Genomic DNA, 19,905 nt, shown 5'->3' with positions numbered 1-19,905 from the left:
AGAGGCTGCGAGCGCGCCGAAGGTGCGAGGCGCAGTGTGTCGGTGATGATGTCCAGCTGCCCGCTGCCCAGCCGGCCGCTGACAGTTCATGGTGTTCTCCCACCCACGGAGAAGAAAAAGAAGATCAAAAGCGGGTCGCGCGCTGCGCTTGCTCGTGTAGACCGGAGCCGATGCTCGGCTTCGCGGACCCGCCCAAAGCAGCCGAGCGTGGGCTCGGCTCTACAAAAAAAAAGTGGCCCACCCACGGCTTTTGCTTTCCACGACCAACCAGACACCACCCACGAGGGGCTGCGCCGTTGGCTGGAATCACCCGCGATGCCGCACCAGCAACTGACTCATCAGCGCCCGCAGCGCCGGCGGCTTCACCGGCTTGGCCATCATTCCCCAGCCACGTTCGGCGGCCATCTCACGCAATCCCGCATCGCGTTCGGCGGTGACCAGCACCACCGGCGGACGGGCCTGCCACAGCTCTGCCAATGTCTCGTACAGCACCGGTCCATGGTGGTCGCCCATGCGTACATCCAGCAGCACCAGCTCCGGCACTATTCCGGCGCTGGCCAGCTGCAGCGCGGCCTGCGGGCCGTCGGCCAGCACCACCTCGCAGCCCCAGCGCTCCAGCAACGCGCGGCTGGCTGCACACACGTGCGGGTCGTCGTCGATCACCCACACCCGGCACCCGCGCAGGGGATTGTCCGCAGCAGGCTCCTGCACCAGCACCGGAGGTGGTGCAGTGGCTGGAATCGCGCTTGCCTCGCCGAATGGCAGGCCCACCGCGAACACGCTGCCCTGGCCCAGCTGCGAGCGCAGCCGGATCGGATGGCCGAGCAGGCGGCCGATACGGTCGACGATCGCCAGGCCGAGGCCGGCACCGCGTTGCTGGCCATCATGCAGGCGGCGGAATTCCTCGAAGATCTCGCCTTGCAACGCGTCCGGAATGCCAGGACCCTGGTCGTGCACTTCGATCCACAGCAGCCCTTCGCGGCGTCGGCAGCCCAGCAGCACGCGGCCGCGCTCGCTGTAGCGCAGTGCATTGGACAGGAAATTCTGCAGGATGCGGCGCAGCAGTGCCTCATCGCTAACCACTACGGCATTGGTATCGACCCAGTCGACCACCAGCCCACGCGACTGTGCGGCGATGCCGAATTCGCGTGCGAGCGTCTGCAGCAGCGGCCCGAGCCGGAAGGCCTGTACACGGGTCGGCAGGCTGCCCGATTCCAGCCGGGCGATATCCAGCAGGCTGTTGAGGATCGCATCCTGCGCGGCCAGTGCAGCGTCGATGTGGTCGCTGGTCTGCTGCTGCGCCGGGTCACTCAGCTTGCCGCGCAGCACCGAAACGAACATGCGCGCGGCATTGAGCGGTTGCAGCAGGTCGTGCACGGCCGAGGCGACGAAGCGGGTCTTGTAGCGGTTGGCCTGTTCGGCTTCGCGGCGTGCTTCGTCCAGGTCGTGGGTGCGTTCGGCAATGCGATGTTCCAGTGCATCGGCCAGCGAGCGCAGTTCGCGCGCGGCATTCTTGTAGCTGGTGATGTCGGCGTAGCTGGTGACGAAGCCGCCGTCAGGCAGCGGATTGCCGCGGATTTCCAGCACCGTGCCGTCATCCTTCTCGCTCTCGCGCATGTGCGGGCGGCCACTGCGCAGGTGGTTCAGGCGGCGCTCGATGGCCTCGTCGACCGGGCCGGGACCGAGCAGGCCACGGCGGGCGTTGAAGCGGAACAGCTCTTCGATCGGCCGGCCCACGCGTACCAGGTCCAGCGGGAAGCGGAACAGTTCCAGATAGCGCGAATTCCAGGCAACCAGGCGCAACTCGCGATCGATCACCACCACGCCCTGCGGCAGGTGTTCGAGGCTGCGGCTGAGTCCGCTGTCGGCGTCGGTGGCCGCCTGCAGCAGGCCATCCTGTGCGGTGCGCAGTTCCTGTGCGTGCTGCTTGAGCAGGGTTTCCAGTTCGCGGCGGCTGCGCAGTCGATGCTTGGCCAGGCGCCGCCGCTGCTGCACGAACAGCACCAGGAAGCCCAGTGCCAGCCACGCTGCGCCACCGGTCAGGGCCGCGGCTCGCCCGGCTGCAGTGGCGGCACTGGCATCGTGCAGCAGGTGCAGGTTCCAGTTCTCGGCTGGCAGCGGCAGGCTCTGCCACAGCATCGGCTGCGGCAGTACAGGATCCAGCAGGCGCACCATGCGGCCACCGTCGGCCAGCACGTCTTCAGTGCGTGCGCGCAGTGGCTGCAGGGCACGGTCGGCGTACTGGCGCGCATCCAGCATCTCGCGGCGCTCATCGGCGCCCAGCGGACGCAGCAGCCTGTAGCGCCAGCTGTCACGGTTGGCCAGGAACACCACGTCGTGGTCGTCACTGGCCAGCACCACGTCCGGGCTGCTCAGCCATTCCTGTTCCAGTGCGGACAGCTCGACCTTGATCACCACTACGCCCAGTCGCTTGCCGTCTTCCTCGATGGCCTGCGACAGGTAGTAGCCGGGCACGCCGGTGGTCATGCCGATCCCGTAGAAGCGGCCACGGCCCTGGGCCAGTGCCTGGCGGTAGTAGGGGCGGTAGCTGTAGTTCTCGCCGACGTTGGTGGTCGGCTGGTCCCAGTTGCTCGCCGCCACGGCCACGCCATCGTGACCGACCAGGGTCAGGGTGGAAGCGCGGGTGACTTCATTGGCACGTTGCAGCTTGAGGTTCAGCCGCTGCCGTTCGGTGGGCGAGGGTGGCACGCGTAGTGCGTGCAGAAGATCCGGATCGAGCGCCAGCACCTGCGGCAACGTGCCGAATCGGTCGATACGCTGCTGCAGCCCCTGGCCGTACAGTTGAAGCTGGCGTTGCACCTGGCTGCTCTCGTCGCCGAGGGCGCGTCGCCAGGCGTAGTGGCCGGCGGCGACGGCGCACAGCACGGTGCCGCCGACCATGACCAGCAGGGTGAGCAACAGCATCCGATGGCGGCTGAGCCAGTACATGGCGGCAGTCTACGCAGGGCCGGCGGGCGTGACGTGCACGCCCGCCGGGGTCTGACGTGGAAGGGGTCAGAAGTGCATCTGCGCGCGCAGTTCGAAGATTTCCGGCGTGCTGTGCACGCCACGACGGCTGGCGTCGACCTTCACGTAGTTGGCCTGGAACTTGAAATGGCTGGTCAGGTACCAGTTCGCGCCCAGGGTCAGGTCGTGCTGGCGGCCGCCGAGGATGCTGCCGTCGTCGAGGTCGAGGCGGCTGTAGCGGGCCACCAGTTCCACCGCGCCGTAGTCGTGGGCCGGCTTGATGTTGGCCACCGCACCGGCGTTGTACGGGCGCGATTCGCCGGTCAGCACCCAGCTGGCCATCGCGTACTGGCCGCTGCCGGTGTAGTCGGGCTTGCCGTCATTGCGGGTGACCGTGGCGCGCAGGGCTTCGGCCTGCAGCGAGAACGGGCCGCGGATCCAGATGCCTTCCAGGCCGGTGCGCCGGATCTGGTCGGCGGTGACCAGCGCGCCGGAATCGACGAAGCGGATATCGGTCAGGCCGGCTTCCGGGCGGGCACGCAGGCGTGCGCTGGCTTCGTGGTGGACGTCGCGGCCATCGCTGTAACCACGCGGATTTTCCTGCGAATAGGCCAGGCCCAGGTGGATTACGTCACCAGGTGCCTTCACCGGGGTCCACACCGCACGCACCGCCTGGGTGGTGCCGGGGTTGTCACCCTGCAGGTCCTTGCCGCCATAGGCGCCGGCCTGCAACAGGTACTGCGGGCGTTCCAGCACCCATTCCACGCCGGTACGACGGCCTGCGTAGAAGGCCTGCACGGGCAGCGCGGTTTCCAGGAAGCTGCCGGCGCGCGAGGAGGTATTCGCATCCAGGCCGACCGGGGTCTTCATGTAGCCGAAGCGGAAGCGGCCGATGTCGCGGCCGAAGAAGGCCTTGCTCTCGAAGCGCACGAATACGTCCAGCCAGGTGTCGGCCTGGAAGTCGTAGTAGACCATCGCGTCGTAGACGCCCTTCTTCTTCAGCGTTGCACCGAATTCCTTGCGGCGCACGGCATCGTCATCCTCAAGGCCGCTGCCCGAGGAGAAATCGTTGTAGTCGTAGGCGATGTTGGCGGTGGCCGCCAGCTCGGTGCCGTCGCCGAAGGCGTACTTGGTCGGCCAGTTGTCGAAATCGGCAGCCGAAGCGAAGGCGGGAAGGGCGGCCAGCGACAAGGCCAGCAAGGTGGGAATCGGGCGCATGTTGTGTGCGGCTCTCTCAGATTGCGTGTGGACAGGACAACAACGGCCGCAAGGGCCGGAACTTTCGCAATGACGCGCCCGGCCGTTCAGCTCGGGCCACCGGCCTCCCCGTGATCGGGCGGTGCGGCGCCAGTGTAGGCACCGCTGCCACCTGAACCGGGGGGCTAGTACCAATAGGTTATCTGCGCCGGCGTGCCCGGCGCGTACAAAGGCGTCCATTGGTCGCACCCCCTGCGCGTGCAGCACAGGGCCTGCGAGCAGTTTCCACGGTAACGGTTCCCGTGCAGTGCTGGGGCCGTACGTGCCTGAAAACGCCCCTTCCGGAGTCCGCCATGCACATCCCGACCGCAGCCCCGGCGCCTGCAAAGCCGTTGCCGATCTATCGCCAGCTGTACTTCCAGGTGATCGTGGCGATCGTCCTGGGCGCCATCCTCGGCCACTACGAACCGCTGGTTGGCGAGAAGATGAAGCCGCTCGGCGATGCCTTCATCAATCTGGTGAAGATGATCATCGCGCCGGTGATCTTCCTGACCATCGTCACCGGCATCGCCAGCATGACCCACCTGCGCACGGTGGGCCGCGTATTCGCCAAGGCGATGGCGTACTTCCTGTTCTTCTCCACGCTGGCGCTGATCGTCGGCATGATCGTGGCGCATGTGGTGCAGCCGGGCGCCGGCATGAACATCAACCCGGCCGAGCTCGACCAGACCGCGGTGCACAGCTACGTCGAGAAGTCGCACGACCTGACCCTGGTCGGCTTCCTGATGGACATCATTCCGAAGACGCTGGTGAGCGCCTTCGTCGATGGCAACATCCTGCAGGTGCTGTTCATCGCGGTGCTGTTTGGCATCGCCCTGGCATCGGTGGGCGAGAAAGGCAAGCCGATCCTGAGCTTCCTGGAGGCGCTGGTCGCCCCGGTGTTCAAGCTGGTGCACATCCTGATGAAGGCCGCGCCGATCGGTGCCTTCGGTGCGATTGCCTTCACCATTGGCAAGTACGGCGTCGGTTCGCTGGTCAACCTGGCCTGGCTGGTCGGCTCGTTCTACCTCACCGCGTTCCTGTTCGTAGCGGTGATCCTGGGCGTGGTCTGCCGCCTGTGCGGGTTCTCGGTGTTCAAGCTGGCGCGCTACCTGAAGGCCGAACTGCTGCTGGTGCTGGGCACGTCCTCGTCGGAGTCGGCGCTGCCGTCGCTGATGGAGAAGATGGAACGCGCCGGCTGCAGCAAGTCGGTGGTCGGCCTGGTGGTTCCCACCGGCTACTCGTTCAACCTGGACGGCACCAACATCTACATGACCCTGGCCGCGCTGTTCATCGCCCAGGCCACCAATACCGAACTGACCCTCGGCCACCAGATCGCCCTGCTGCTGGTCGCCATGCTCAGCTCCAAGGGCGCAGCGGGTGTCACCGGTGCCGGCTTCATCACCCTGGCCGCTACGCTGGCGGTGGTGCCGGAAGTGCCGGTGGCCGGCATGGCACTGATCCTCGGCGTGGACCGCTTCATGAGCGAGTGCCGCTCGCTGACCAACTTCATCGGCAACGCCGTGGCCACCGTGGTGGTCTCGCGCTGGGAAGGCGCGCTGGACCGCAACCGCCTGCAGCTGGCGCTGGACGGCCGCGAGAGCGAGCTGCCGCCGCCGATCGACGCGGTGCCCGAGGCACTGCCGGCCAAGGGCTGATCCAGGTGTGTGGTACTGCGGGGCCGATCACGACAGTGGTACGGCCCCGCAGCGTTTCAAGGCGTCCCATGGCTGTCATGGCCAGCGCCGAAGCTGTCCCTTCAGGCCGTCGCATACGCCCCGGAATTGTGCGGTCGCAGCATGACTGCGACAGGGTAGCGACAGGTCCGAGCGCTCCAACGGGGGTATGATCCCCTGTCCCTTCTGCCCATTCATGTAACCCACATCGATGTCCAACGAAGATTTCAAACAGGCCGCCCTCGATTACCACCGGATGTCCCCGCCGGGCAAGATCAAGGTTTCCGCTACCAAGCCCATGCTGACCCAGCGCGACCTGTCGCTGGCGTATTCGCCGGGCGTGGCATATGCCTGTGAAGCGATCAAGGCCGACCCGCAGCAGGCCAGCGAGCTGACCGCGCGCGGCAACCTGGTGGCGGTGATCTCCAACGGCACCGCGGTGCTGGGCCTGGGCAACATCGGCGCACTGGCCGGCAAGCCGGTGATGGAAGGCAAGGGCGTGCTGTTCCAGAAGTTCGCCGGCATCGATGTGTTCGACATCGAAGTGGATGAAACCGACCCGGACAAGCTGGTCGACATCATCGCCTCGCTGGAACCGACCTTCGGCGGCATCAACCTGGAAGACATCAAGGCACCGGAGTGCTTCATCGTCGAGCGCAAGCTGCGCGAGCGCATGAAGATCCCGGTGTTCCATGACGACCAGCACGGCACGGCGATCATCGTCGGTGCGGCGGTGCTCAACGCCATGGCGATCACCGGCAAGAAGATCGAGGAAGTGAAGCTGGCGACCACGGGCATGGGCGCGGCTGGCATTTCCTGTGTGAACATGCTGGTACAGCTGGGCCTGAAGCCGGAAAACATCCTGGCCTTCGACCGCGAGGGCGTGATCCACACCGGCCGTACCGATCTGGACCCGGAAAAGCAGCGTTATGCGCGCGACACCGACAAGCGCACCCTGGCCGAGATCGTCGCCGGTGCGGACATCTTCCTGGGCCTGTCGGCGCCGGGCATCCTGACCGCCGACATGGTCAAGACGATGGCGCCGGATCCGGTGATCTTCGCGCTGGCCAACCCGACCCCGGAAATCATGCCGGAACTGGCGCGCGCGGCGCGCCCGGACGCGATCATCGGTACCGGCCGTTCGGACTACCCGAACCAGGTCAACAACGTGCTGTGCTTCCCGTACCTGTTCCGTGGTGCGCTGGACGTGGGCGCGACCGCGATCAACGAGGAAATGAAGATAGCGTGCGTGCGCGCGATCGCCGCGCTGGCGCGTCGTGCGGCCACCGACATGGGTTCGGCCTATGGCGGCGAGACCCCGAGCTTCGGCCGCGAATACCTGATTCCGCGCCCGTTCGACCGCCGCCTGCTGGTGGAGCTGTCGGCTGCGGTGGCCCAGGCTGCGATGGATTCGGGCGTGGCCGCCCGTCCGATCGCCGACATGGGCGCCTACCGCGACAAGCTGGCCCAGTTCGTCTACCGCACCAGCCTGATGATGAAGCCGGTCTACGACCGCGCACGCAGTGACAAGCAGCGCGTGGTCTACGCCGAAGGCGAAGAGGAGGTGGTGCTGCAGGCGGTGCAGAACGTGGTCGATGACGGCCTGGCGCATCCGATCCTGATCGGTCGCCCGGAAGTGATCGAGTCGCGCATCGAGCGTCTGGGCCTGCGCTTGAAGATCGGCGAGAACATTGAAGTCACCAACATCAATGACGACCCGCGCTTCAACGAGTACTGGCAGTACTACCACGGCCTGACCGGCCGTCGTGGCGTGACCGTGGCCGCGGCGAAGAACCTGATGCGTTCGCGTCCGACCCTGATCGCGGCGGTGATGGTGGCCCGTGGTGAGGCCGACGCGATGCTGACCGGCATCGTCGGCCGTTTCCACAAGAAGCTGGGTTACGTGCGCAGCGTGCTGCCGCTGGAGCCGAAGGTCACCTCGACCTCGGCGATGACCGGCGTGATCAACCAGCAGGGCGTGTTCTTCTTCGTCGATACGCACGTGCAGGAAGACCCGACTGCCGAGCAGCTGTGCGAAGCGACCCTGCAGGCCGCCTACCGCATGAAGCTGTTCGGCGTGGAACCGAAGGTGGCGCTGCTGTCGCACTCCAACTTCGGCAGCCACGACTCGAAGGATGCGCTGAAGATGCGCCAGGTGCGCGAGCTGCTGCTCAAGCGCAACCCGCGTCTGAACGTGGATGGCGAGATGCAGGGCGACACCGCATGGGATGAAGCGCTGCGCCAGAAACTGCTGCCGGGTTCGACCCTGCAGGGCCGTGCCAACCTGTTCGTGTTGCCGAACCTGGAAGCGGCCAACATCGCCTACAACCTGGTGCGCGTGTTCACCGACGGCGTGGCGATCGGCCCGATCCTGATGGGCGTGAACAAGCCGGTGCACATCCTGACCACGAGCGCGACCTCGCGCCGGATCCTGAACATGACCGCGATTGCCGCGGTCGATGCGCAGATCCGCAAGCAGCTCGAAGCGGAAAAGAAGGCGTAAGCCTTCTTTCCGATTCCGGCTGCAGAAGCGCGCCCCCCCGGGGCGCGTTTCTGTTTCAGCAAAGCGGAAACGGGTAGTGCCGGCCGCTGGCCGGCAACCCCAATGAAGTCCAGGTGCGACGACAGCCGGCCAGCGGCCGGCTCTACCGCCCGCCGGCCTGTGCCACACGCGCTACGCAACCCGGTCATTACCCTGCAACGCCACTACGGTCCAATACGCCCACGTGGCCCGGCCGCGGGAAGGGACCGGACCGGCCTTCCTGCCCTGGGCCCGACCAACTTTCCATTGGCGAGGGTGCCATGCGCAATCGAGTGACGCGTCGTTATTTCCGGCAGTTGTTCGCGCTGTACGCCGGCTTCGTGCAGTCGCGCTGAGGCGCAGAAGGCTGCGAGGTAGAGTCGACTGTTAGTCGACTATCGCGCGAAGCACGGGGTTTTCGGTGGCTGTACGAAAGGCAGTCGACAGTCGACTCTACCCAGTCGCAAACCCGCTCAGTGCCGCTTGCCGCGGCGTGTTGGCGGCGGCGGCGCATCCGAGCGCGGCTTGGCGTACTGCGCCCATAGTGCCGGCAACAGCTTGCCGGTCTGCTTTTGCCACAGCGCAGGCGTGTAGCGGCCATCGCGCAGGGCTTTGTCCAGCGCCAGCACCAGGCCCGGATGCTCGGCCTCGGCCCACTTCAGGAAGGCGCCGGTGACCCGGTAGCCGCTGTCGAAGTTTTGCCCCTTCTCGACCTTGCCGGGCAGCGTCCAGCCGGCGGCCGCGTTGTCCATGCCGTAGCGATCACGCGCATAGTCGGCAATGCCTTCCACCAGCCAGCCCGGCACCCGCGCATCACCGTAGCCGGGATAGCCCTGCACGATGTGCATCGCTTCGTGGGTGACCAGGTCAATGTCGTTGGGATGCTGTGCCAGCCAACCCGGATTGATGGTGATGGTCGCCGCCTGGTCCTTGTCGCCGACGAAGGCGATGCCGGTGTAGGCAGGATCGATCACGATGCGGACCATCGATGGCGCCGCCGGACGGAAGTCCGCGCGCTCACGCAGGTAGGCGAAGTAGAACGTGTCGATCAGGCGCTTGCGCTGCGGCGCGGCCAAGGCGCCACGGGCGTCCTGGTAGTTCAGCGTCACGCCATCGCGGGTCAGCTGCGTATCGAACGCCTGGGTCTGGCCGAAGCTGGAGAAGGACAGGGCAACAAGGGCCAGGGGCAGCAGACGGTAGCGCATAGAGCTCATTGTACGGTGCTGGCTGCCAACAGTTCGATCTCTGCCAGCGGCAGTCGGCCCGGTGCCAGCAGGCGCAGGCGGTACTCGCTGTAGCGGCCAGGCTTGGCGATGCGGAACGGACGGGTCTGGCGGGCGGATTCGAAGTCTTCGCCGCTGCGCTGGTCCAGCACGGCCCAGCTGCCATTGCCGTTGCGTGCCTCCAGCGCCCATTCGCCGCCACGGATGCTGCCGTCGCCACTGGTCAACGTGTACATCGTCGGGGTGCCGTCGGTCAGGCCGGTCAGCGCGATGGTTGCGCCACCGCCCAGGCCCACCGTGGTGGTGGCATCGTCATCAACCAGCGCGGGCAGGGCACGGCCATCGGCCAACGTCGCCTTGGCGCCGCTGCCGAGCAGGTCGTGCAGCAGCTGCGGGCGCTGGCCGCGTGCGGTCAGCGAGCGCGGCACGTCATCCACGCCGCTGCCCCAGCGCGACGGCTGTGGTCCCATCACGAAGTCCAGCGTCGCACCCTTGGCGATCACGTCGTGCGGCACCCAGGTCTTCGTCCACGGCGTGCCGTTGATCTTCAGCGACTGCACATAGACGTTCTCGCGCGAGTTGTTGGCCGCGTTCACGGTCAGCACCGCGCCGCCCTGCAGCTCCACCCGTGCGTGCTGGAATGCCGGCGAGCCGATCACGTACTCCGGCGCGCCCATGCGCAGCGGGTACAGGCCCAGCGAGGCCAGCACATACCATGCCGAAGTCTCGCCGTTGTCCTCGTCTCCCGGATAGCCCTGACCGATCTCGCTGCCGACATACAGCCGCGACAGGATCTCGCGCACATGCTGCTGGGTCTTCCACGGCTGCCCGGCATACAGGTACATCCATGGAATGTGGTGCGCCGGCTGGTTGCTGTGCGCGTACATGCCCATGCGCACGTCGCGCGCTTCGGTCATCTCGTGGATGGTGCCACCGTAGGAGCCGGCCAGTGCCGGATCGGCGGTTTCCGGGGTGGCGAAGAACGCATCGAGCTTGGCGGCCAGCCTGTCGCGGCCACCGTACAGCGCCGCCAGGCCTTCGCCATCGTGCGCGGCGGTGAAGGCGAACGTCCAGCCATTGGATTCGGTGTAATCGTGGCCCCACACCCGCGGGTCGTAGTGCTTGGGGTCCACCCGCCAGCGGCCATCGGCCCTGCGGCCCTGGAAGAAGCCCACGGCCGGGTCGAACATCGTCGCGTAGCTGGCGGCGCGATGACGGAAGTAGTCGGCCTCGGTGCTGTAGCGCTCGCGTGCGACGGGCGTGGTCGCGCGCTTGGCCAGCGCATCGGCCATGTTGGCGATGCCGAAGTCATTGAGCGCGCCTTCCATCGTCCACGACATGCCTTCATGCACGTCAGCGCTGGCGTAGCCACGGAAGGTCGAGCGCTCCATGCCCTTGCGCCCGACATGACGGTCCGGCGGTACCACCGTCGCGTTCTTCAGCGCGGCAGCGTAGGCCTCGGCCGGTTCAAAGCCACCGATGCCCTTCAGCCATGCATCGGCGAAGGCCACATCGGAGCTGGTGCCGACCATCAGGTCGGCGTAGCCCGGCGACGACCAGCGTGCGATCCAGCCGCCGGCACGGTACTGCTCGATGAAACCCTGCACCAGCTGCCCGGCATCCTCCGGAGTAAACAGCGCATAGGCCGGCCAGGTGGTGCGGAAGGTGTCCCAGAAGCCGTTGTTGACGAACACCTTGCCATCGCGCACGGCGGCAAAGCTGCGGGTCGCGCTGCCGTCGGTATTGTCGTCGCTGGCGCTGGCCTGGTTGGCGTAGCGCCAGTCCGGCGCCGCCGCGCTGCCCACGTTCTCGTGGCCGGAGTTGGGGTACAGGTAGAGCCGGTACAGGCTGGAATACAGCGTGGTCTTCTGGTCGTCGCTGGCATCGCCGATATCGAAGCGGGCCAGGCGTGCGTCCCATGCGTCCTGGGCGCGCCCGGCCACGCTTTCCAGCGTGTCGGTTGTGGCGATTTCCAGCGCGAGGTTGTGCCGCGCCTGTTCCACCGACATCAACGAGGTGGCGATGCGCATGGTCACCCGACGCTCGCTACCGGTGTCGAACGTGATGTAGCCCGTGGGGCGGCCGGTAGCGAGACGGCCGCTGCTGCGCCAGGGCTTGTCGAAGCTCGCTACCACGTACATGCGGCTGGCGCCGTTGGACAGGCCGCTGCGTGTATCGGTGTAGCCGGACAGCGTCTGCGTCGCAGCGTCCAGGGTCAGGCCACCGCGTGCATCGACATTGTCGAACAGCAGGTTGGCATTGCCGTCTGCGGGGAAGTCGAAGCGGAACAATGCGGCATGGTCGGTCGGTGCGATCGAGGCCGCGATGCCATTGTCGAAGCGCACGTCGTAGCGGTACGGGCGTGCACTTTCATGAGCGCGGTCGAACGACAGTGCGCGCTTGCGGCGGTCTGCCTCCGGCACACCACGGCTGGCCGAGGGCATCACCTGGAAGGTCTGGCGGTCGCCCATCCACGGGCTGGGCTGGTGGCTCAACGCAAGCGCCTGCAGCTGCGGCCGGTTCTGCGCGTCGTTCTGCTCGTTCCAGCGGTACAGCCAGTTAAGCGCACCGGCATCGGTCACCGGGGTCCAGAAGTTGAACCCGTGCGGCACAGCGGTGGCCGGGAAATTGTTGCCGCGCGAGAATGTGCCGTTGGCCTGGGTGCCACGGGTGGTCAGTACCCAGTCGGAGACGCGCTGCGGTTGCTGGCGTGGCTGCGCGTCGAGGCGCACATCGTCGATCCAGCCGGAGACCGGTGCACCGTCGGCACTGGCTACTTCCAGTTCGATCGCCACCACGCGGCGGCCCTTCAGCGTGGCCACGTCGCCCAGCCGCACCGCCTTGCGCGCCCACTGCTGCGGATACAGCGTCTTCGAATCGCCCTGCGCGCGCGCACCGATGGCCACGCCATGCTGGTCACGCGCGGCGCTGGCGGAAACGCGGCTGCCGTCGTCCAGCAGCAGGTCCAGCGACACATAGGTCGAGGCCACGGTGTCCTTGCCGACGATCTCCGGCAGTACCAGCCACGACAGGGTGGTATCGGCCTCGATGGTCATGTCCACCTTGAACAGCTCGCGCCGCGCGCTACCGCCTTCGCTGCTGTAGCGCAGTGCATGCAGGCCGCTGTAGCCGGCGTCGCGCTTGGCGGTGTAGGGCGCGGCGGGGCCGTTGCCGATCGTCACCTGCGGCGCACCTGCTGCCTGCACTGGCGCCGGTTCGCCGGGTTCGAAGGAGGTCTGCAGCCCCTGTGCCAGTGCCGGCATCGCAGTGGTCGCACAGGCCAGGGCCAGGGCGAGCGGAAGCAGGGCGCGGCGCGGATCGGACAGGGTCATGCAAGGGTCTCCCGGAGGGGCAGGCGGCAGGCAGAACCCGCATCGGCGGACACCACGGGCAGCATCGCTCCGTCCGCCAGGCTGGCAGTGGTAGAGGCGATGCCGGTCCGGTGGGGGCGGGCCATGCGATCGGGTCGGATTGGGCAGGTCGGGTTACGACCTGGCCCGATCCTGCAACAGCCATCGCGGCCTGACAAGTGCCATTTAGTTCGATCCAAATGCGGAAAATATCGCTGTCGGCCGATTTCCAGTGCCAACCAGGCGGATCGATCGGGGAAATCCCTGGGGCGGCGCCCTTCGATGCCCAGCGCAAAGACGCATGGAATGACCGCGGCGTGCGCAAAGACCTGTTGCGGCGCAATGTCGGGGCAGCCCGGATGCTAGAATCGCAGGCCTCGCAACCCGTTCATCGACATCCGCCATGAGCCATACCGCCACCGCGCCCGCCAACGCCGAAAAGCGCTACACCGTGCACCGCAGCGATCTTCCGCTGAGCTGCCCGACGCCGGAAATGGCGCTGTGGAACTCGCATCCGCGCGTGTACCTGCCGATTGAAGACGAACCCAACGGCGAAGCGAAGTGCGCGTACTGCGGCTCCGTGTTCGTGCTGGCCGACTAAGCAGGCCTTCGATCGATGCGCCGATTGACCGTGGTGCAGTTGCTGCCGGCGCTGCACTCCGGCGGTGTCGAGCGCTCGACCCTTGAAATTGCAGCGGCGCTGGTGGCTGCCGGCCATCGCGCGCTGGTGGTGTCCGCTGGCGGTCGCCTGGTACAGCCGTTGCTCGATAGTGGTGCCGAGCACCTCACCCTCGATATCGGCCGCAAGTCGCTGCTGACCCTGCGTCACCTTCCGACCCTGCGTCGCCTGTTCACCGAGGTCGGAGCGGACATCGTGCATGCCCGTTCGCGGCTGCCGGCCTGGCTGGGCCTGTACGCGATCCGTGCGATGCCCGCCGCACAGCGCCCACATTGGGTGACTACCGTGCACGGCCTGAATTCGCCCAGTCGCTACAGCGCGGTGATGACCAGCGGTGAACGCGTGATCTGCGTGTCCAACACCGTGCGCGACTATGTGCAGCGGCACTATCCGACGGTTCCCGAAGCGAGGCTGCAGGTGATTCCGCGCGGCGTCGATGTCGGCCAGTTCCCGCGCGTGGCGCGTGCCGATCGCCGTCCGCGGCTTGCGCTGGCCGCGGATTACCCGTGGCTGGCGCAGGTTGAAGGGCCGCTGCTGCTGCTGCCAGGGCGGGGTACCCGCCTGAAGGGCCACGCACACGCGCTGCAGCTGCTGGCTGACGTGCGCGCCACCGGTGTGCCGGCACAGCTGTGGATGCTGGGCACTGATGAACCTGGCCGCGAAGCCTACGTTGCTGATCTGCGCAGGCAGGCGGTGGCGCTGGGGATCGCCGATGCGGTGCAGATCAGCACGCCGACCGCGCGCATCGCCCAGGCCTATGCCGCCAGCGACCTGGTGCTGCAGCTGTCGGACAAGCCCGAAGCGTTCGGCCGCACCGTGGTCGAGGCGTTGTCGGTCGGTCGCCCGGTACTGGGCTGGGACCATGGCGGCGTCGGCGAACTGCTGCGTCAGCTGCAGCCCAGCGGCGCGGTGCCGCTTGGTGATGCGCGCGCACTGGGTGAACGCGCGCTGGCCCTGCTGGCGCAGCCGCCGTCCTTGCCGACCCGCATCCCGTTTACCCTGCAGGCCATGCAGCGCGATACCCTCCGCCTCTATGCCGACCTCGCCGGCTGATCCTGCCGTCATCGTGCGCGACGACCGCGCCGGGCGCTGGGCGCCCTGGTGGGTGCTGGCGTACGTGGCGATGTGGCCGTTGCCCGGCATCGCCGAAACCGTGCTCGGACTTGGCGCGCTGTATGCTGCCGCGCGCATGGTCATGCGTCGGCTGCAGCGCCGCCCGCACCTGTTGAGCACGGCGGCGTGGGCGCTGACCTCGATCCTGTTCCTCGGCTATTGGCTGCCGCAGGCGTTCTCCGCGTTCGATGCCATCGATCCGGCGGCGTCGTGGACCAAGGCCGCCGCCGGCCTGCGCTATCTGCCCTTCATGTGGCTGGTGGCAATTGCTGTGGCCACGCCGGAACGGCGGCGGCTGACCTTCGGCGGGCTGGCGCTGATCACCGCTGCCTGGACGCTGGATGCGCTGGTGCAGGCCGCCGCCGGTACCAGCCCGTGGTTCTGGTCGCTGGAACACCTGAAGCTGGCCGTGAGCGGCCATGCACTGTGCCCGGCCGACGAGGCCGCGCTGGCCGACCGCCTCAGTGGCGCACTGGGTCCGTGCAACCTGAAGTTCGGGCAGGTGCTGGCCAGCCTGTCGCCGTTCCTGCTGCTGCCAGTGGCGCGCCGCTTCGGCAACCTGGGCTGGGTGCTGGCAGCGGTGGCACTGGGCTGCGTGCTGCTGCTGGCCGGCTCGCGCGCGTCATGGATCACTTTCGCGCTGGTGCTGGCCTACAGCGGCGTGCGCCAGTTCGGTTGGAAGCGGTTGGCGGTGCTGGCCCTGGTCGCTGTTCTCGGAGCAGGAGCGCTGGCCGCCAGCGTGCCGCAGCTGCGCGATCGCATGGCACGCACAGCGATGGCCTGGGACGATGGCGGACAAGGCGTTGATGAAGCGCTGTCGGGTCGCGCCCGGATATGGGAAGCCGCTGCATGCATGATCGAGGCGCATCCGGTCAATGGCGTCGGCGCACGTGGCTTCCGCGATGCCTATCCGGACTGCGTGGCTGAGGAGGGCCCTGCGGTGTGGGGCAATGCTCCGGCCTTGCATGCACACCAGATCGTGCTGGAAATCCTTGCTGAAACCGGCGTACTCGGCCTGCTGCTGTGGCTGGCCGCGGTCGCCCAGGCCTGGCGTGCGTGGCGTTTCGCGCCCGCCGCCGCCCGCGAGCGAGCGCGCCCGGCAATGCTGGCGCTGGCGGTCACGGTGTTTCCGCTCAACACCCACCTCGCGTTCTATTCCGCGTTCTGGGGTGGCCTGACGGTGCTGCTGGCCGCATTGTTCGCCGGCAGCCTGCTGGCACGCGAATCGGATGAATCTCCGCCGATCCAGTAGTTGCCAACCTTGATTGGCTCCTCGGGACCGGACTCGGTTCATCGGCGCCAACCAAAGTTGGCGACTACCATGAGCACGCCGGCCCTTCCACCGCATCCGGTTATTTGTAGAAATCGCTCCGCCCACCGGGCTGGCGCTTGAAACGGCGGTGGATCCACAGGTACTGGTCGGGCGCCTCGCGCACCATCGCTTCGATGGCCTGGTTGACCCGCGTGGTATCGGCTTCCACGTCTTCGCTGGGGAAATTCTCCAGCGGCGCGCCGATCTTCAAGAAATACTTCCCGCCTTCGCGGCGGTGGAAGTACGGGATCACCGCACAGCCGGTCATCCGTGCCAGCTGGTGGGTGGCAGTGATGGTCGACGCGGTGTGGCCGAAGAACGGCACGAACACGGTGTCCTTGCCGCGCATGTCCTGGTCCGGCGCGTACCAGAGGAAGCCGCCCTTCTTCAGGTGGCGCACCGTGGCACGGATGTCTTCGTTGGCGTACATCGCCTTGGCGTAGCGCAGGCGGCCGAACTTCACCGCCCACTCGTACACCGGGTTCTTGTGCTTGCGGTACATGCCCGACAGATCAACGTAGTCGCACAGCAGGCGGCCACACATCTCCAGGGTCATGAAGTGGCCGGAGACCAGCAGTACGCCGCGACCCTCGGCCTGCATCTGCCGCAGATGTTCCAGACCCTCGATCTGCACCTGCGGGCGGATGCGGTCGATGCTGCCCCACCAGGCGCGGATGCACTCGAACACGCCCACGCCCAGTGCATCGAAGCTGTCGCGGACCAGGCGCTGGCGCCAGGCTTCGTCCTTCTCGGGGAAGCACAGCTGCAGGTTGACCTCGGCGGCGCGGCGACGGCTGCCAAGCAGGCGCCAGCTGATCCAGCCGACGCCACGGCCCAGCGCACGCTGCAGCATCCACGGCAGGCGGGCGATGGCGAAAGCGCCGAACATGACGGCGAACATCGGCCAGTTGCGGGGATCGCGCAGCGACGGGCGGACGGCGGTGGAGGCATCGGACATTCCCCATTCTACCAACCCGGCCGCGTGTCTTTCCCGGGGGGCTCCCGTATCCTTGCCGCATGCGTAAAGACCCTGTCGAATGGATCCTGCGCGGCCTGTATTCAGCCGTGCTCTACATCCTGCTGCCGATCACGGTGTACCACCTGGTCTGGCGGGGTTTCCGGGTCCGTGAATACTTCCGGCGCTGGGACGAACGCTACGCGTCCTACCCGCAGCCCAGCGGACAGCCGCGGGTCTGGCTGCACGCGGTGTCGGTGGGTGAGGTCAACGCCGCCGCCCCGTTGGTGAACGCCCTGCGCCAGCAGCGCCCGGACATCCGCTGGGTCATCACCACCATCACTCCGACAGGCTCGGAGCGCGTGCGCGCGCTGTGGGGCGATGCGCTGGACCATGTCTACCTGCCGTACGACGTGCCGGGCAGCGTCAACCGCTTTCTTGGGCATTTCCAGCCCAGCCTGGCGCTGATCCTGGAAACCGAACTGTGGCCGAACATGCTGTTCGGCTGCCGCGACCGCCGCATCCCGGTCTATATCCTCAATGCCCGCCTGTCGGCGCGTTCGTTGCGAGGCTACCGTTTGCTGGCCGCACTGATCCGCCGCGCGCTGCGCACCGTCACCTGCGTTGCCGCACAGTCGCAGGATGATGCCGAGCGCTTCGTGCAGCTGGGCGCCGTGCCGGAACAGGTGCAGGCGCTGGGCAATCTGAAGTTCGATATCGCTACGCCGGAGGTACAGGGCTTTGTCGAACAGTTCCATGCACGCGTGCCGGCCGGGCGCCCGGTGTGGATCGCGGCCAGTACCCACGACGGCGAAGAACAAGCGGTGGTCGATCTGCATCGACGCCTGCGCCAGCAGCACCCCGGCCTGCTGCTGTTGTGGGCGCCGCGTCACCCCGAGCGTTTCCCCAAAGTGGAAGCCCTGGCCCGCGAACAGGGCTGGAACGTGGCGACCCGTCGCGCGAAGCAGTGGCCCGAGGCCGATACCGATGTGTTCGTCATCGATACCCTGGGCGAGCTGATGCCGTTCTACGCCTGCGCACAGGTTGCGTTCGTCGGTGGCAGCCTGCAGCCGATCGGCGGCCACAACCTGTTGGAACCGGCAGCGATGGGTACGGCGACGGTGACCGGTCCGCACCTGCATAACTTCGCCGAGATCTCGCGACGCATGCGTGAGGCCGGTGCATTGCTGATCGGCGAGGATGTGCAGGCGGTTGGCGATCTGCTGCAGCATCTGCTCGACAGCGTGCAGGCGCGCGAAGAGATGGCGCGTGCCGGGTGCACGTTGGTCAGCAATGGTCGCGGCGCGTTGCAGCGCACGCTGGAGCTGGTTGCGCCGCACCTGCCGCCGCCTCGCCGATAGGCAAGGGGCAGTTTCTCTGCCCGCAGCCGGGCTGTCGTGAACGCCTGCATCAATTCTGCTTAGCGGTTGGATTCCTGTCGCCGCCGGACCGGTTGTGTAGAAGACAGCGTGCGTGCGATCACATCGCGGCATAGACCGCACGGAATCTGATACCGCCCCTTGGCGCGGGCTGCCAGCCTGCGGTCGCCCGCATCTGGGCGGATATCAAGAGGACTTGCGATGGATGGCGGCAGCAGCAGGGATGGCGTCGGCGGACTGCATCCCGGGAAGGAACATCTGGCGGTGGTTGCGTTGACGCTGCTGCTGGGAGGAAACGTGGTGGCGCGGGTCGGCCAGTACACCGCTGCCCAGACCGGTCCAGCCATCGTGCTCAGTCTGCTTCTGGCCGCATTGGCTGCCGGACTTGTGCTGTGTTGCCTGCAGGTAGTGCGCCAGCAACGGCCAGGCGCGGATGGCCTGCACGGGCTGCTGGTTGCAAGTTGGGGCAGGGGCCTCGCCGGCCTGCTGGGCGCCGTATTGCTGCTGGAGCTGGTGGCGACGGCCGCAGGCGTCGCGCAGTCCGCCGCCCTGCATCTACATGCGGTGCTGGCCAGCCGAGGCATCAGCACGGACAGCTGGCTGCCGGGCCCGTTGCTGGCGGCTGCCGGTGCGCTGTCGTTGGGAATGTTCGCGGTGTTGCCGCCGCGGCGTGCAGCACTGCTGGTCTGCGCGCTGCTGACGGTGAAGATCGGTATTGGTGTGCTGCTGCTGGCGCTGGCGGCGCGGCATGTGCACTACGCTCATTGGATTCCCTGGTTGCCAGAGGCAACCGCGCCCTATCACTTCGGGCTGGGTGGCGTGCTTGCCGCGAGCGTGTCGTTGCTGGGCGTGTTTGCCAGCGTCGGGCTGGCGCTGGGCTTTCCCGGCCTGCGCCTTCGAACGGTATCGCAGCAGTCCAGGGTGCTGGCGGTGATGGTGCTGCTGGCCATGCTGCTGTTGATCCTGCTGGCCGCGCTGCAGGCTGGGCTGGTCGCGTTCCCGGCACTGGACAGCACGCGTCCGTTGTCGGTGGCACTGCAAGGCCATCCGGAACTGCAGTGGCTGCTGCCGCTGCTGCCTTTCGCCGGCATGGCCGGATTGGCGGCGCTGCTACTGGTGCTGGTGTTGCTGGCCGCACATCTGGCAATGGGGATGTGGTCATTGGCATGGGAAGAGGAACGCGGGCCCAGGAAAACGCTGGCGACCGTGGTCGTCGTTCTGCTCTCGGCCTTGCTGGCGCTATGGGTGCCGATCGGGTGGCTGCCGGTGCTGCCTGGCCCGGTGGCCTTGCTGGTGACGGCAGCGCTGTGCCTGGGAGCGCTGCGCACGCGGCACCGCATCGAGGTGTCGCGCGGCTCGCGATGGTCGGCGACGATGCCGGTGCTGGCGCCCTTGGCGGCGGCACTATGCCTGTTGTCGGCGGTGCTGCAACTGCGCGCATGGCCCGGCTGATGCCGGTAGTTCCGCGTCATGCGTGGATGCGTGTGCATGCGG

12 protein-coding genes are annotated in these 19,905 nt (G+C 67.2%); 7 read left to right on the top strand and 5 right to left on the bottom strand.

Annotated elements, in window-relative coordinates; translation table 11 throughout:
* Positions 1 to 306: 306 nt before the first annotated feature.
* Positions 307 to 2,949: a hybrid sensor histidine kinase/response regulator gene (locus AC07M7_RS20495; protein WP_495208167.1), complete on the bottom strand. Its 2,643-nt coding sequence runs from the start codon at positions 2,947 to 2,949 to the stop codon at positions 307 to 309.
* A gap of 66 nt (positions 2,950 to 3,015) precedes the next feature.
* Entirely contained in the window at positions 3,016 to 4,185 is a 1,170-nt protein-coding gene (locus AC07M7_RS20490; protein WP_065724721.1) for an OprO/OprP family phosphate-selective porin, read from the bottom strand.
* Between the two features lie 332 nt (positions 4,186 to 4,517).
* Here AC07M7_RS20490 and AC07M7_RS20485 point away from each other — a divergent pair, with 332 nt between their 5' ends.
* Positions 4,518 to 5,861 (top strand): dicarboxylate/amino acid:cation symporter, encoded by a 1,344-nt coding sequence (locus AC07M7_RS20485; protein ID WP_253078774.1) that lies wholly within the window; start codon positions 4,518 to 4,520, stop codon positions 5,859 to 5,861.
* A gap of 229 nt (positions 5,862 to 6,090) precedes the next feature.
* Positions 6,091 to 8,382: an NADP-dependent malic enzyme gene (locus tag AC07M7_RS20480; RefSeq protein ID WP_136638946.1), complete on the top strand. Its 2,292-nt coding sequence runs from the start codon at positions 6,091 to 6,093 to the stop codon at positions 8,380 to 8,382.
* A gap of 491 nt (positions 8,383 to 8,873) precedes the next feature.
* On the opposite strand, the gene AC07M7_RS20475 is transcribed toward AC07M7_RS20480, so the two are convergent.
* Both AC07M7_RS20475 and AC07M7_RS20470 read right to left on the bottom strand, forming a co-directional pair.
* The gene (locus tag AC07M7_RS20475) at positions 8,874 to 9,614 is read right to left on the bottom strand and encodes a basic secretory protein-like protein (RefSeq protein WP_495208166.1); all 741 of its coding nucleotides are present in this window, start codon (positions 9,612 to 9,614) and stop codon (positions 8,874 to 8,876) included.
* Positions 9,611 to 12,955 carry a GH92 family glycosyl hydrolase gene (locus tag AC07M7_RS20470; RefSeq protein WP_495208165.1) on the bottom strand — a complete coding sequence of 1,115 codons (3,345 nt, stop codon included), beginning with the start codon at positions 12,953 to 12,955 and terminating at the stop codon, positions 9,611 to 9,613. Before AC07M7_RS20470 ends, AC07M7_RS20475 begins: the two co-directional genes overlap by 4 nt.
* A 421-nt stretch (positions 12,956 to 13,376) precedes the next feature.
* Between AC07M7_RS20470 and AC07M7_RS20465 the strand changes: the two genes are divergently transcribed.
* Genes AC07M7_RS20465 through AC07M7_RS20455 form a run of 3 tightly spaced genes read left to right on the top strand, consistent with a single transcriptional unit; the run spans position 13,377 to position 16,017 of the window.
* On the top strand, positions 13,377 to 13,574 hold the full coding sequence (locus tag AC07M7_RS20465; protein ID WP_012512052.1) for a zinc-finger domain-containing protein: 198 nt from the start codon (positions 13,377 to 13,379) through the stop codon (positions 13,572 to 13,574).
* Positions 13,575 to 13,589: 15 nt separating this feature from the next.
* Positions 13,590 to 14,705, top strand: coding sequence for a glycosyltransferase (locus AC07M7_RS20460; protein ID WP_046985256.1), 1,116 nt, complete (start codon positions 13,590 to 13,592; stop codon positions 14,703 to 14,705).
* A complete protein-coding gene (locus tag AC07M7_RS20455) occupies positions 14,686 to 16,017 on the top strand; it encodes an O-antigen ligase family protein (protein WP_253078770.1) in 1,332 nt (443 codons plus the stop codon). The genes AC07M7_RS20460 and AC07M7_RS20455 overlap by 20 nt, the downstream gene beginning before the upstream one ends.
* 100 nt (positions 16,018 to 16,117) lie before the next feature.
* Here AC07M7_RS20455 and AC07M7_RS20450 read toward each other — a convergent pair whose 3' ends face one another.
* The gene (locus AC07M7_RS20450) at positions 16,118 to 17,035 is read right to left on the bottom strand and encodes an LpxL/LpxP family Kdo(2)-lipid IV(A) lauroyl/palmitoleoyl acyltransferase (protein WP_046985258.1); all 918 of its coding nucleotides are present in this window, start codon (positions 17,033 to 17,035) and stop codon (positions 16,118 to 16,120) included.
* Positions 17,036 to 17,094: 59 nt separating this feature from the next.
* Between AC07M7_RS20450 and waaA the strand changes: the two genes are divergently transcribed.
* On the top strand, positions 17,095 to 18,393 hold the full coding sequence (waaA, locus tag AC07M7_RS20445) for a lipid IV(A) 3-deoxy-D-manno-octulosonic acid transferase (protein ID WP_046985259.1): 1,299 nt from the start codon (positions 17,095 to 17,097) through the stop codon (positions 18,391 to 18,393).
* Between the two features lie 219 nt (positions 18,394 to 18,612).
* Entirely contained in the window at positions 18,613 to 19,863 is a 1,251-nt protein-coding gene (locus AC07M7_RS20440; RefSeq protein ID WP_495208164.1) for an amino acid transporter, read from the top strand.
* Positions 19,864 to 19,905 lie beyond the last annotated feature (42 nt).

This window comes from Stenotrophomonas sp. GW821-FHT09E08 (assembly GCF_059416125.1).
This window is presented reverse-complemented; position numbering and strand designations above follow the sequence as displayed.

Excerpts from the sequence above, each read along its gene's own strand:
- AC07M7_RS20495 (WP_495208167.1), bottom strand. The coding sequence starts at position 2,949 with ATGTACTGGCTCAGCCGCCATCGGATGCTGTTGCTCACCCTGCTGGTC.
- AC07M7_RS20490 (WP_065724721.1), bottom strand. The coding sequence starts at position 4,185 with ATGCGCCCGATTCCCACCTTGCTGGCCTTGTCGCTGGCCGCCCTTCCC.
- AC07M7_RS20485 (WP_253078774.1), top strand. The coding sequence starts at position 4,518 with ATGCACATCCCGACCGCAGCCCCGGCGCCTGCAAAGCCGTTGCCGATC.
- AC07M7_RS20480 (WP_136638946.1), top strand. The coding sequence starts at position 6,091 with ATGTCCAACGAAGATTTCAAACAGGCCGCCCTCGATTACCACCGGATG.
- AC07M7_RS20475 (WP_495208166.1), bottom strand. The coding sequence starts at position 9,614 with ATGAGCTCTATGCGCTACCGTCTGCTGCCCCTGGCCCTTGTTGCCCTG.
- AC07M7_RS20470 (WP_495208165.1), bottom strand. The coding sequence starts at position 12,955 with ATGACCCTGTCCGATCCGCGCCGCGCCCTGCTTCCGCTCGCCCTGGCC.
- AC07M7_RS20465 (WP_012512052.1), top strand. The coding sequence starts at position 13,377 with ATGAGCCATACCGCCACCGCGCCCGCCAACGCCGAAAAGCGCTACACC.
- AC07M7_RS20460 (WP_046985256.1), top strand. The coding sequence starts at position 13,590 with ATGCGCCGATTGACCGTGGTGCAGTTGCTGCCGGCGCTGCACTCCGGC.
- AC07M7_RS20455 (WP_253078770.1), top strand. The coding sequence starts at position 14,686 with ATGCCGACCTCGCCGGCTGATCCTGCCGTCATCGTGCGCGACGACCGC.
- AC07M7_RS20450 (WP_046985258.1), bottom strand. The coding sequence starts at position 17,035 with ATGTCCGATGCCTCCACCGCCGTCCGCCCGTCGCTGCGCGATCCCCGC.
- waaA (WP_046985259.1), top strand. The coding sequence starts at position 17,095 with ATGCGTAAAGACCCTGTCGAATGGATCCTGCGCGGCCTGTATTCAGCC.
- AC07M7_RS20440 (WP_495208164.1), top strand. The coding sequence starts at position 18,613 with ATGGATGGCGGCAGCAGCAGGGATGGCGTCGGCGGACTGCATCCCGGG.